This is a genomic window from Pseudomonas sp. BS3767, assembly GCF_900099665.1.
Classification (GTDB): domain Bacteria; phylum Pseudomonadota; class Gammaproteobacteria; order Pseudomonadales; family Pseudomonadaceae; genus Aquipseudomonas; species Aquipseudomonas cerasi.
Map to the genome: position 1 here is coordinate 16,385 of NZ_FNCX01000004.1, position 12,836 is coordinate 29,220.

The following is a 12,836-nucleotide window of genomic DNA, read 5'->3' on the forward strand; positions in this document are numbered from 1 at the left end:
AGCCTTACTCAATATTCTGCACTTGCTCACGCATCTGCTCGATCAACACTTTAAGGTTGACGGCGGCCTGCGTGCTGCGTGGGTCAAAGGCCTTGGAGCCCAGTGTATTAGCTTCGCGGTTAAGCTCTTGCATCAGGAAATCAAGGCGGCGTCCTGCCTGGCCGCCAGCCTTGAGTACGCGACGCACTTCGGTGACGTGTGTGCTGAGGCGGTCCAGTTCTTCGGCGACGTCGCTTTTCTGTGCCAGCAGGACCATTTCCTGCTCCAGACGCTGAGGGTCGAGTTCGGCTTTCATGTCGGCAAAGCGATCCAGCACCTTCTGACGCTGGGTTGCGAGCATCTGTGGCACCAGCGTGCGCAAGGTGGCGACTTCTTCGACGATGGAAGACAAGCGCTCGTCGAGCAGCCGCGCCAGGTCTGCACCTTCGCGCCCGCGGCCGCGTTTCAATTCGGTCAGCGCATCATTGAACAGCTTCAGGGCCTCGGTGTTCAACACCTGCGGATCGTTGGCATCGGCCACCAGCACGCCCGGCCATGCCAACACCTCGAGCGGGTTCAATGCAGCAGGCTGTTTGATCAAGCCGGCAACCGACTCGGCTGCGGCGATCAATTGGCCTGCGCGTTCAAGATCCACCTGCAGCGGCTTGCCGGCGGTTTCCTCGACAAAGCGCAGTGTGCACTCGACCTTGCCGCGCGACAGGCCCTGACGCAATGCTTCGCGAATCGCGCCTTCCAGATCGCGGAACGACTCCGGCAGGCGCAGGTGCGGCTCAAGATAGCGGTGGTTGACCGAGCGCAGTTCCCAGCTCAGTGTGCCCTGGGCACCGGCCCGCTCTACTCGGGCAAAGGCAGTCATACTGTGCACCATGGGAAATACCTCTTGGTTCGCTTTCAAAAGCGTGGTTCGGTTCATGAGCGCGCAGAAGTGGCGGTCATGGGCGTCGTGAAAGCCAGCTGGCTGTAGAGGCGCAGGATTGTAGCGCAGTGCGGCGCAGGCTCCCAATCCGACAGTGTGACAAGTGACGCAAGGCGTTGTTTTAACCGACATCTGCGCGTCGAAAGCCTTGGTCCAGGGCCTTCAATTGTCGCTGGATCGGCATTGGCGGCTTTTAGAGATGCCCAGCGGCAGCTGTGACCTCTATAATGCCCAGCAGTTTTCCGTCTCAGTACAGGTATCCCAGATGAAACGTCCAAGTGGTCGCGCCGCCGATCAGCTCCGCTCGATCCGCATCACCCGCAACTACACCAAACACGCCGAGGGTTCTGTACTGGTCGAGTTTGGTGATACCAAGGTGATTTGCACCGTCAGCGTCGAAAACGGCGTACCACGCTTTCTCAAAGGGCAGGGCCAGGGTTGGCTGACCGCCGAATACGGCATGCTGCCACGCGCTACCGGCGAGCGTAATCAGCGCGAAGCCAGCCGCGGCAAGCAGGGTGGTCGCACACTCGAAATCCAGCGCCTGATCGGTCGTTCGCTGCGCGCTGCGCTGGACATGTCCAAGTTGGGCGACGTTACCCTATACGTCGATTGCGATGTCATTCAGGCTGACGGTGGCACTCGTACGGCTTCTATTACCGGCGCGATGGTTGCTCTGGCGGATGCGCTGAAGGTGATCAAGAAGCGCGGCGGCCTGAAAGGCGGCGACCCGCTCAAGCAGATGATCGCGGCCGTTTCGGTCGGCATGTATCAGGGTGAGCCAGTGCTCGACCTGGACTACCTCGAAGACTCGGCTGCCGAAACCGACCTGAACGTGGTCATGACCAGTGCAGGCGGCTTCATTGAAGTACAGGGCACTGCCGAAGGCGCGCCATTCCAGCCTGAAGAGCTGAACGCGATGCTTGCGCTGGCGCAAAAAGGCATGACCGAGCTGTTTGAATTGCAGCGCGCCGCGTTGGCCGACTGATAGCCAGAAGGGGTCCGATAATGAGTGACAGCTTGCAACCGTTCAGCAAACCGCCGCAAAGCGCTCGCCAGTGGGCGATGTTCTGTCACTTGTCGGCGTTTGCCGGGCTGATGTTTCCGTTCGGCAATCTGCTGGGCCCGCTGATTATCTGGCAGTTGAAGAAAGATGCCGATCCGTTTATCGACGCGCAAGGCAAGGAAGCGCTGAACTTTCAGATCACGGTCGCCATTGCGGCCACCGTCAGCATGTTGCTGGTGCTGCTGATCATCGGCTTTGCGTTACTGACGCTGGTGGGGATCGGAGCCGCAGTGCTTGCGATCATTGCCGGGATAAAAGCCAATGACGGCGTCGATTATCGCTATCCGTTCACCTTGCGCCTGATCAAGTAGCATCATTTCAGGCAACGCAAAAAGCCGACTTCAAGTCGGCTTTTTCGTGTGCGCTGTTCGCCTGGCTATCAGATAGTCAGGGTCCAGTCGTAATCCACGATCAGCGGCGCGTGCTGCGAGAAGCGCGGCTGGCGTGGCAGACGGGCGCTGCGCACGAAGCGGCGCAGGCCTGGGGTCAGGATCTGATAATCGAAGCGCCAACCCAGATTCAGCATCTCGGCCTGCTCGTTGTCCGGCCACCAGCTGTACTGGTCACCTTCACGGCTGACTTCACGCAGGGCATCGACGTAGCCCATGGTGCCGACGATCTCGTCCATCCAGGCGCGCTCGGGCGCGAGAAAGCCCGGCGACTGCTGGCTGTCGCGCCAGTTCTTGATATCGAGCTTCTGCTGCGCCACATAGAGCGATCCGCAGTAGATGTATTCGCGACGCTTGCGGCGCTGCTTGTCCATGTACTTGCCGAAATCGTCCATGAGCTTGAATTTCTGATTCAGGTCTTCATCGCCATTCATCCCCGACGGAAAGAGCAGGGTAGCGATACTGACCTTGTCGAAATCTGCTTGCAGGTAGCGCCCGTAGCGGTCGGCTGTCTCGAAGCCGAGGCCGCTGATTACCGCCTTCGGCTGCAACCGCGAATACAGCGCCACACCACCTTGAGCGGGAACCTCGGCTTCGCAGGCATAGAGGAAGTAACCATCCAGCTGAAAGGCTGGATCGTCCAGTTCAAAGGTGGAGGCGCGGGTGTCCTGTAAGCAGATGACGTCGGCATTCTGAGCTTGCAGCCAGCTGAGCAAACCACGCTCGACCGCAGCCTGAATGCCATTTACGTTCACACTGATGATCCGCATAAATGGCCCCAAAAATCACGTGCGTGTATGATACCCGAGCTCTACCTAATTAGCTAAATCCGTGGTATTCGGAGCTTTTTTCATGCAAGCGTATCAACGCGATTTCATTCGTTTTGCCATCGATCGCGGTGTTCTGCGCTTCGGTGAGTTCACTCTCAAGTCCGGGCGCACCAGCCCGTACTTCTTCAATGCGGGGCTGTTCAACACCGGTTCCGCACTGGCACAGCTGGGGCGTTTCTACGCGGCAGCCGTGGTTGAAAGCGGTATTGCCTTCGACGTTCTTTTTGGTCCGGCCTACAAGGGCATTCCGCTCGCATCGGCCACTGCTGTGGCGCTGGCCGAGCATCATGACCGTGATCTGCCGTGGTGTTTCAACCGCAAGGAAGCCAAGGCGCACGGCGAAGGCGGCAGTCTGGTGGGGTCCCCGCTGACCGGTAACGTGCTGATCATCGACGACGTGATCACTGCGGGCACTGCGATCCGTGAGGTCATGCAGATCATCAAGGACCAGGACGCGACAGCTGCGGGCGTGCTGATCGCGCTCAATCGTCAGGAGCGTGGCAATGGCGAGCTGTCGGCGATTCAGGAAGTCGAGCGTGACTTCGGGATTCCGGTGGTGAGTATCGTGTCGCTGAATCAGGTGCTCGAGTTCCTGGCCGACGATCCGCAACTCAAGCAGCATCTGCCTGCTGTCGAAGCCTATCGCGCGCAATTCGGAATCTGAGGACGTGCCTATGGCAGTCGGCGGCAGGTCTTGGCGATCGGTTTCAGGCGCGCTGAGCGGTTTTCGGGCCTTGCTGGCTGTGGTCATGCTTGCGCCCATGCTCGCCCAAGCGGCCGACGCACCTGAGCCACGGCTTTATCGCTACGTCGACAGCCGCGGGGTGACGGTGATCGACACGCAAGGCGTGCCGCCCGACTACGTTGCCAAAGGCTATGAAGTGCTCAACAGTCGTGGTCGGGTGGTTCAGGTCGTACCGCCTGCGCCAACGGCCGAGCAGATTCGCCAGTCCGAGGCAGACAAACGCCAGGCCGCTGCCGATGCACAACTGCTGAGCCTGTACAGCAGCGTCGCTGAAGTGGACCGCATGAAGGCCCGCAAACTGGCCGAGCTGGACACGCTGGTTGGCGTTGCCCAGGGCAACATTCAGGGGCTGGCGGCGCAGCAGCGCAGTCTGCAAGGGCAGGCCGCCGACCTTGAGCGCGCAGGACGACCGGTCCAGCAGGCACTTGTCGATCAACTGAACGATCTGCGCGATCAGCAGCAGAAACTGCAAGCCGACATCGCCGGGTATCAGGCCGCACGGGTAAAGGCCGAAGCAGACTTCGCCGTCGACCGCGCCCGCGTCCAGCGCCTGACTCAATGACAGGACGCAGAGCGTCCAGAGCGGCGTGCCCGCGCGGAGCACTCAACGTTATACATAAGTCTTGAAGAGCCCGGGAAACGTGACTTTCGGGCTTCTGACCTAAGTGCGTGAGAGTGACCGGGCGGCGATCCGCATGGCTCACGAATAGCAGGGTTCAGACGCCCCATTTTCAGGGGGTCTACTGGCCTCTTCGCGAGCAAGCTCGCTCCCACGGCCTGCTGCGAGAATCAAGAGCAGACTTGTGTATAACGCTGAGCGCGGAGCATGGACACAATAGTGTTCTCGATCATCAGCCAACAAAAAGGCCCCGTGAGGGTTAGCTCACGGGGCCTTTGGGTGTTGCGTCTGAATCAGTGCCGCTTGCGGTTGGTGATCTGAGTGCCTACACCGCTGTCGGTGAAGATCTCCAGCAAGACCGCGTTGGGCACTCGACCGTCGATGATGTGCGAGCTGTTGACGCCGCCCTGAACCGCTTCCAGCGCGCAACGAATCTTCGGCAGCATGCCGCCGTAGATGGTGCCGTCGGCGATCAGGCCGTCGACCTGCTCGGTGGTCAGGCCGGTCAGGACTTCGCCCTGCTTGTTCATCAGGCCGGCGATGTTGGTCAGCAGAATCAGCTTCTCGGCCTTGAGGGCTTCGGCAACCTTGCCTGCGACCAGGTCGGCGTTGATGTTGTACGACTCGCCGTCCGGGCCCACGCCGATAGGCGCGATGACCGGAATGAAATCCCCTTTGACCAGCATGTTGAGCAGCCCGGTGTTGACCCCGACCACTTCACCGACCTGACCGATGTCGATGATTTCGGGCTTGGTCATTTCCGGCGTCTGGCGCGTGACGGTGAGCTTCTTCGCACGAATCAGCTCAGCGTCCTTGCCGGTCAGGCCGATCGCGCTGCCGCCGTGACGGTTGATCAGGTTGACGATGTCCTTGTTGACCTGGCCGCCCAGTACCATCTCCACGACATCCATGGTTTGCGCATCGGTAACCCGCATGCCGTCGATGAAGTGGCTCTCGATGGACAGACGCTTGAGCAGATCACCGATCTGCGGCCCGCCGCCGTGAACCACCACCGGGTTGATGCCCACCGCCTTCATCAACACGATGTCGCGCGCAAAGCCGGTTTTCAGCTCTTCGCTCTCCATGGCGTTGCCGCCGTACTTGATAACCAGCGTCTTGCCGACAAAGCGGCGAATGTAAGGCAGCGCTTCGGAAAGGACCTTGGCTACATTAGAGGCGGCATCGCGTTCGAGGGTCATTCAGGGCTCCAGTCAAAAGGAAAAACAATCAAAATGGCAGGTCGAGGTCCGGCGCAACTTTCTTGAGTTCTGCGTGGAACACGTCCTTGATACGCTGCAATTCGGCCTCGGTTTCGGCTTCAAAACGCAGCACCAGCACCGGCGTGGTATTGGAGGCACGAACCAGACCCCAGCCCTTCGGATAGTCCACACGGACACCGTCGATGGTGGTCAGTTTGGCATCGCCCCACTGCGCATCCGTTTCAAGGGCCTTGATGATGCTGAACTTGGTGACATCCGTCACCTTGATGTTGATTTCAGGCGTCGAAATATCGTTCGGGAAGGTCTCGAACAGGTCTTCGGCATTGGCCTTTTCCTGGCTGAGGATCTCCAGCAGGCGTGCTGCGCTGTAGATGCCATCATCGAAACCGAACCAGCGTTCCTTGAAGAAGATGTGGCCGCTCATTTCGCCTGCCAGCAGCGCACCGCTTTTCTTCATTTCTTTTTTGATCAGCGAGTGACCGGTTTTCCACATCACCGGACGACCGCCATGTTCGCTGATCAGCGGAGTCAGGCGGCGTGTGCATTTCACGTCGAAAATGATGTCGGCACCCGGATTGCGCTTGAGCACGTCCAGCGCGAACAGCATCAACAGGCGGTCCGGGTACACCACGTTGCCCGCGTTGGTCACGACACCGACACGGTCGCCGTCACCGTCGAAGGCCAGGCCCAGGTCGGCACCGGTTTCCTTGACCTTGGCAATCAGGTCCTGCAGGTTTTCCAGCTTGCCCGGATCCGGGTGGTGGTTGGGGAAGTTGCCGTCCACTTCCGCAAACAGCGAGATCACTTCACAGCCCAGCGCTTCGATCAGTTGCGGAGCGATCACGCCTGCCGCGCCATTGCCGCAGTCGACCACGACCTTCAGCTTGCGCGCCATGACGATGTCATTCTTGATCTGCTGGAAGTAGCGATCAAGGATGTCGACTTTGGTGATGCTGCCTTTCTGCGACGTCAGGTTGTTGGTCTTGATGCGCTCGTGCAGTGCCTGGATCTGCTCGTTGGCGAGGGTGTCGCCGGCGATGACGATTTTGAAGCCGTTGTAGTCCTTGGGGTTGTGGCTGCCGGTCAGCATGACGCCGGTCTTGCCGGCCAGCACGTTGGCTGCGTAATACAGCGCAGGCGTTGGCACCAGGCCCACATCGCTGACGTGGCAGCCGCTGTCGTGCAGACCTTGAATCAGTTGCTCTACCAGTTCAGGGCCGGAAAGGCGACCGTCGCGGCCAACGCTGACGTTGGGTTCGTTCTGCGCCAGGCTTTCAGAGCCAATGGCGCGGCCGATCCAGTAAGCCGTTTCAGCGTTGAGGGTGTCCCCGACCACGCCACGAATGTCGTAGGCACGGAAAATAGTCTCGGGAAGGTTGGGTGCCACGGATGCTGGGCTGTTCATAGCGAGGTTATGCTCCGATCTCAGGAAGTCCTGGTTTTCGTCGAGAAGGTCGATATCAAGGATATCGGTATCTTGAAACAGCGGATCGGTCCAGTCGGTGCGTGATGCAGCCACGGTGGACGAAGCACTGCCTTTGGCAATATCTGCATCGCGCTGCTCGCCCGCCGCCAGGACAGGCGCTGCCTGAGGCTGACTACGAAGCGAGACACGAGCAAGTGCCTGAGCCAGACCACTAAGGGCCGGGAGGCTCAAACCGAAGGGTTTGACGGCTTTTCCGCGTGAGAGTTCTTGGAGCAGCTGATCCAGTTGCCGTGCGTCGGCGCAAATACGCTTCTGCAGGGCCCGTTCATTACGGTGCAAGCCAAGCAGCACGCCCGCTGCAGCGATAATCAATGCCAGCAGCAGAAGCATCACGGATGGAGAGGTTTTCAGCCCGGGACCGGGCGTGAACTCGAGTTTCCAGCCTGGATAACCGGTATCGAAGGCCTGGGCTTTGCCGTCATCGGCCTGACCGCGCTGCAGGAAAACCTGAGCAGGCCCGCTGCCGAATTGCTGGCTGAGCACCACTTGCCCGGCATCGGCAGGCAGCGTCGGCAAGGCATTGAGCAAGCGCTGCAGGTCAAAGGCCAGCAGCAACGTACCCATCACCGGCTGAGTGGCAGTGGCACGCACCGGTGCGGCGCTGTAGATCAACCAGCGCTCGCCGACCTTGCGCGCCTCCGGGGCGACAGTCTCACCTTGTGCGGCCTTGTTGAGCATGTCCAGGGTGGCGAAACTGACGGGCAGTGCGCCTTGCGTGTCCACATCGGCCAGCCCCTTGGAGTACAGCCGAGCACCTGCAAGGCCGTCCCAACGGGTAAATCGCTCCTGAGCGGCCAGCAGGGCAGCGGCGTCATTGCTCTGAAGCGTCTGCACAAGTGCTGCGCCGGAGGCCGCCGACTGGGTGTCCGCGTTGATCTGATGCAGCGCCAGACCCACCGCTGCTGCCTGACTGCCGCCCCAGGCCTGAACAAGCTGGTCCTGTTGCTGCGGACCGGTGGCCAGAGCTGTCCAGACCAGTGCCGCAGCAATCAGCAGGCCGATGGCGGCAGGCACCAGGCCCGGCGCGAGTCCTTTGAGGCTCGCAGCCGGAGGCGAGTTATCGGCGGGTATGGCGTGCTGTGAAGCGCTGTGCTGACTACCTTTCACCGACCTCTCCCTGAGTCTTGTCCCGAACCCGGATTATGTGCCGAATGGCGATCAATGATTGCCGGAATGACCGAAGCCGCCAGCGCCACGCTGACTTTCGTCGAACGCTTCAACCAGCTCGAAATGCGCCTGTACGACCGGCACCAGGACCAATTGGGCGATGCGCTCGCCGACGGCGATGTTGAAGGCAGCCTGGCCGCGGTTCCAGCAGGAGACCATCAGTTCGCCCTGATAATCGGAGTCGATCAGGCCCACCAGATTGCCCAGCACGATGCCGTGTTTGTGGCCCAGGCCGGAGCGCGGCAGGATCAGCGCAGCAAGGCCCGGATCGCCAATGTAAATCGACAGGCCGGTAGGGATCAGCAGGGTCTGCCCCGGTTCGAGGACCGTGTCCTCCTTGAGCATGGCGCGCAGGTCCAGGCCAGCCGAGCCGACAGTGGCGTAGGCCGGCAGCGGGAATTCGTTGCCAATGCGAGGGTCGAGGATCTTGGCTTGTAGAGCGTGCATTCGTAGTTAAACCTGATTCATGCGGTCGGCGATAAAAGTGACCAGCTGGCGGGCAATCTTGGCCTTGCTGGTCTGGGCAAAAAGCGTTGCGTGCAACGCCCGGTCAATCACGCTGCAGGCGTTTTCCTCGCTGTTGAAGCCGATGCTCGGGTTGGCGACATCGTTGGCGACAATCAGGTCGAGGTTCTTGTCCTTGAGCTTGCGGGCAGCGTAGTCGAGCAGGTGTTCGGTCTCGGCGGCAAAGCCGACACTGAAGGGGCGATCAGGGCGGGTTGCGATGGTCGCCAGAATATCCGGATTGCGCACCATCTGCAGCAGCAAGCCGTCACCGTTCGAAGGATCTTTCTTCAATTTGTGCGGGGCAACGACTTCCGGACGGTAGTCGGCCACGGCTGCAGAAGCGATGAACAGGTCGCAGGGGATGGCCGCCTCGCACGCTGCCAGCATGTCGCGCGCGCTGACCACGTCGATGCGCGAGACGCGATCAGGTGTAGGCAGGTTGACCGGTCCGGTGATCAGCGTGACGCGAGCGCCGGCCTCCACAGCCGCTTCGGCCAGAGCAAAGCCCATTTTTCCCGAGCTGTGGTTGGTGATGTAGCGCACCGGGTCGATGTTTTCCTGGGTCGGGCCTGCGGTAATCAGCACATGCTTGCCGGTCAGCGTCAGGCGCTGGAAGCAGTCGGCCGCGCACTGGGCCAGATCGTCGGCCTCCAGCATGCGCCCGAAACCGACATCGCCACACGCCTGACTGCCGGACGCCGGCCCGAACACACGAAAATCGCGCTCTTCGAGCAGACGGGTATTGGCCTGCACCGAGGCGTCACGCCACATTGCCTGGTTCATCGCCGGGGCAATGGCGACGGTCGCGTCGGTGGCCAGCACGATGGTGGTCAGCAGGTCGTTGGCGATGCCTTGCGCCAGGCGCGCGATGAGGTCGGCGGTGGCCGGTGCGATGAGGATCAGATCAGCCCACTTGGCCAGTTCGATATGGCCCATCGCGGCCTCGGCGGCCGGGTCGAGAAGGTCCAGGTGCACCGGGTGCCCGGACAGGGCCTGCATGGTCAGCGGGGTGATGAACTCTGCACCGCCCCGGGTCATGACTACACGCACTTCAGCGCCCTGATCGCGCAGGCGGCGGACCAGCTCAGCGCCCTTGTAGGCCGCGATGCCGCCGCCGACGCCAAGAACGATGCGTTTTCGATACAGCCGCTGCATAGACCTGCCTTTTTGGTCAAGTGAACACACAACGGCCATGACGCCTCCCCAGGCCAGATCGTCGTGCAAAAAAGATGGGCTAAGATAGCACAGCGACCGCACCGGAACAGCGGTGCCCAATCACATGGAGGTGCTATGAGTATTCGCAGTTGGCCCGCGGCTGAACGCCCCCGGGAACGCTTGTTGGAGTTGGGGGCGGCAAGCCTTTCCGACGCCGAGTTGCTGGCTATCTTTTTACGCACCGGCGTGGCTGGAAAAAGCGCCGTAGATCTTGCGCGTCATCTGCTGAATCAATTTGACGGGCTCAGACCGTTACTGGATGCGGATCTGTCGGCATTCACCTCGCAACTGGGGCTTGGGCCCGCCAAGTTCGCTCAGTTGCAGGCGGTCATGGAAATGGCGCGTCGGCATATGGCCGAGTCCTTGCGCCGTGAGTCAGCGCTGGAAAATCCGACCCAGGTTCGCAGCTATCTCAAGGCCCTCCTGCGGCATGAGCCGCACGAAGTCTTCGGCTGCCTGTTTCTCGATAACAAACACCGGGTCATGACCTTCGAGATATTGTTTCGCGGGACGATCAACGCGTCCTACGTGCACCCGCGCCAGGTGGTAAAACGAGCGATGGCGCATAACGCTGCGAGTCTGATCCTCTGCCACAACCATCCTTCCGGTATCACTACGCCCAGCCGTTCCGACATCGACCTGACCAAGCGCCTCAAGGAAGCGCTGATGCTGGTGGATGTTCATGTGCTTGACCACGTGATCGTGGGAGACGGTGAGCCACTGTCGATGGTGGAACGCGGTTTGATGTAAAGAGCTGACGCAGAGCAATGTGCGCGATGGGGCGGGCACCCGGATTATCGCTCCCACGCTCTGCGTGGTAATGCCGTTCTGGACGCTCTGCGTCCGGTCTCCAGAGGGTCGTGCCAATGCAGGCATTGGCACGACGTCACCCAGAGAGCCTCAGGTCAGCCAAGGGACTTACTTGACCTGCACTTTATAGAAATCCTGCCTGCCGAACGGGCTGACCTGATAGCCAGTGACATCCTTGCGTACCAGGGCTGCAGCCGTCGGGTGGGCAAGGGGGATCCACAGTGCCTGCTGTTGAATCTGCTGCTGGGCCTGGTGATACAGCTTGCTGCGTTCGGCCTGGTCACTGACTGATTTACCGTCTGCGATCAGCTTGTCCAGTGTCTTGTCGCAATAGCGGGCGAAATTGGTGCCCGACTGCACGGCTGCACACGAGAACTGCGGGGTCAGGAAGTTATCCGGGTCGCCATTGTCGCCTGCCCAGCCCATGAACAGCAGGTCATGCTCGCCAGCCTTGGCGCGGCGAATCAGTTCGCCCCACTCAATAATCTTGATCTCGGCATCAATGCCGACCTGCTTCAAGTCAGCCTGCAACAATTGAGCGCCCAGGCTCGGGTTCGGGTTCAGCAGGCTCCCGGAAGGTCGCGTCCAGATAGTGGTCTTGAAGCCTTCCTTTACACCAGCCTTGGCCAACAGCGCCTTGGCCTTGGCAACATCGTGCTGATAGCCAGGCAGGTCCTTGGCGTAACTCCAGGTATTGGGCGGATAAGGACCACTGGCTTTTTCAGCGGTGCCTTCGAACACGGCTTTCAGGTAATTATCCTTGTCGAACGCCAGGTTGATGGCCTGGCGAACTTCCGGCTTGTCGAACGGCGGGTGCTGGCTGTTGATCGCGACAAACGCGGTCATGAACGCTTCAGTCTTCTCGACCTTGAGCGAGTCGTCCTTGCTGGCTGCCTGAATATCCAGAGGCTTGGGCGAGAGCGCTATCTGGCATTCGTCCTGACGGATTTTCTGCAGGCGCACATTGGCGTCCGGCGTGATGGCATACACCAGCGTGTCGATATCAGACTTGCCGGCGAAGTAATCGTCGAACGCCTCATAGCGCACCGCGGCGTCTTTCTGGAAGCGCTTGAACACGAACGGCCCGGTGCCGATCGGCTGGCTGTTGAGTTTCTCCGGCGTGCCCGCCTTCAACAGCTGCGCGGTATATTCGGCTGAATAGATCGAGGCGAAACCCATGCTCAGCGTGGCCAGGAAGGTCGAGTCCGCATGGTTGAGCGTAAAGCGCACGGTGTGTGCATCGGGCGCTTCGATACTCTTGATCAGCGCGGGCAACTGCATGGATTGCGCATGCGGAAAACCGCTCTGGGCGATCTTGTGCCACGGGTTCTGCGGGTCGAGCATGCGCTGAAAGCTGAACAGCACGTCATCCGCGCTCAGCTCGCGAGTCGGCTTGAAATAGTCAGTGGTGTGGAATTTCACTCCGGCGCGCAGCTTGAAGTCGTAAGTCAGGCCGTCTTTGGACACGGTCCAGCTTTCTGCCAGGCTCGGCACCAGCTTGCCGCTCTTGGCATCGAAGTCCACAAGGCGGTTCATCAGCACGTCGGCCGATGCGTTGGTGGTGGTCAGCGAGTTGTACTGTACAACGTCGAAGCCCTCAGGGCTGGCTTCGGTGCAGACCACAAGGTTCGATGCCTGGGCAGCGACGGGAAGCAGGAGTGGAACGAGTAGAAAAGGGAGTGCAGCTAGGCGCATGGCGTTATTTCCTGTTCAGAAAGGGCCCCATCTGCCGGTGCAGTCTGGTGAGGGACTAACCCTAGACCATGTACTGGCGCAGAACAATCGTCTCGGCGCGACGAGCGGTCGATTTGCCTGTGCCCCCGCAGTGCTTGAGCATGCCGCTGCGCGAGGCGTGATCATTCGGGG

12 protein-coding genes are annotated in these 12,836 nt (G+C 60.5%); 5 read left to right on the forward strand and 7 right to left on the reverse strand.

Annotated features, from left to right (window positions below):
- Positions 1-4: 4 nt before the first annotated feature.
- Positions 5-868, reverse strand: coding sequence for a YicC/YloC family endoribonuclease (locus BLR16_RS13045; RefSeq protein ID WP_003432173.1), 864 nt, complete (start codon positions 866-868; stop codon positions 5-7).
- A 313-nt stretch (positions 869-1,181) separates the two neighbouring features.
- On the opposite strand from BLR16_RS13045, the gene rph reads away from it, so the two are divergent.
- Positions 1,182-1,904, forward strand: a complete 723-nt coding sequence (gene rph, locus BLR16_RS13050) for a ribonuclease PH (RefSeq protein WP_003313989.1) — start codon at positions 1,182-1,184, stop codon at positions 1,902-1,904.
- 20 nt (positions 1,905-1,924) lie between these two features.
- The gene (locus tag BLR16_RS13055) at positions 1,925-2,293 is read left to right on the forward strand and encodes a DUF4870 domain-containing protein (RefSeq protein WP_003367477.1); all 369 of its coding nucleotides are present in this window, start codon (positions 1,925-1,927) and stop codon (positions 2,291-2,293) included.
- Between the two features lie 68 nt (positions 2,294-2,361).
- On the opposite strand, the gene BLR16_RS13060 is transcribed toward BLR16_RS13055, so the two are convergent.
- Positions 2,362-3,141 carry an exodeoxyribonuclease III gene (locus BLR16_RS13060; protein ID WP_002551505.1) on the reverse strand — a complete coding sequence of 260 codons (780 nt, stop codon included), beginning with the start codon at positions 3,139-3,141 and terminating at the stop codon, positions 2,362-2,364.
- 82 nt (positions 3,142-3,223) lie between these two features.
- Between BLR16_RS13060 and pyrE the strand changes: the two genes are divergently transcribed.
- Positions 3,224-3,865 (forward strand): orotate phosphoribosyltransferase, encoded by a 642-nt coding sequence (pyrE, locus tag BLR16_RS13065; protein ID WP_002551506.1) that lies wholly within the window; start codon positions 3,224-3,226, stop codon positions 3,863-3,865.
- A gap of 10 nt (positions 3,866-3,875) precedes the next feature.
- A complete protein-coding gene (locus BLR16_RS13070) occupies positions 3,876-4,508 on the forward strand; it encodes a DUF4124 domain-containing protein (RefSeq protein WP_074806565.1) in 633 nt (210 codons plus the stop codon).
- Between the two features lie 350 nt (positions 4,509-4,858).
- Here BLR16_RS13070 and argB read toward each other — a convergent pair whose 3' ends face one another.
- The 4 genes from argB to coaBC are packed head-to-tail and all read right to left on the reverse strand — an operon-like array spanning position 4,859 to position 10,100.
- Positions 4,859-5,764 carry an acetylglutamate kinase gene (gene argB / locus BLR16_RS13075; RefSeq protein ID WP_002551508.1) on the reverse strand — a complete coding sequence of 302 codons (906 nt, stop codon included), beginning with the start codon at positions 5,762-5,764 and terminating at the stop codon, positions 4,859-4,861.
- 28 nt (positions 5,765-5,792) lie between these two features.
- Positions 5,793-8,378 carry a phosphomannomutase/phosphoglucomutase gene (locus BLR16_RS29285; protein ID WP_054081213.1) on the reverse strand — a complete coding sequence of 862 codons (2,586 nt, stop codon included), beginning with the start codon at positions 8,376-8,378 and terminating at the stop codon, positions 5,793-5,795.
- 51 nt (positions 8,379-8,429) lie between these two features.
- Positions 8,430-8,885: a dUTP diphosphatase gene (dut, locus tag BLR16_RS13085; RefSeq protein WP_058397843.1), complete on the reverse strand. Its 456-nt coding sequence runs from the start codon at positions 8,883-8,885 to the stop codon at positions 8,430-8,432.
- A 6-nt stretch (positions 8,886-8,891) separates the two neighbouring features.
- Positions 8,892-10,100 carry a bifunctional phosphopantothenoylcysteine decarboxylase/phosphopantothenate--cysteine ligase CoaBC gene (gene coaBC / locus BLR16_RS13090; RefSeq protein WP_003367473.1) on the reverse strand — a complete coding sequence of 403 codons (1,209 nt, stop codon included), beginning with the start codon at positions 10,098-10,100 and terminating at the stop codon, positions 8,892-8,894.
- Positions 10,101-10,235: 135 nt separating this feature from the next.
- Here coaBC and radC point away from each other — a divergent pair, with 135 nt between their 5' ends.
- Positions 10,236-10,910 (forward strand): RadC family protein, encoded by a 675-nt coding sequence (radC, locus tag BLR16_RS13095; protein WP_003432182.1) that lies wholly within the window; start codon positions 10,236-10,238, stop codon positions 10,908-10,910.
- A 168-nt stretch (positions 10,911-11,078) separates the two neighbouring features.
- On the opposite strand, the gene BLR16_RS13100 is transcribed toward radC, so the two are convergent.
- Positions 11,079-12,665, reverse strand: coding sequence for an ABC transporter substrate-binding protein (locus BLR16_RS13100; RefSeq protein WP_072365182.1), 1,587 nt, complete (start codon positions 12,663-12,665; stop codon positions 11,079-11,081).
- Positions 12,666-12,836 lie beyond the last annotated feature (171 nt).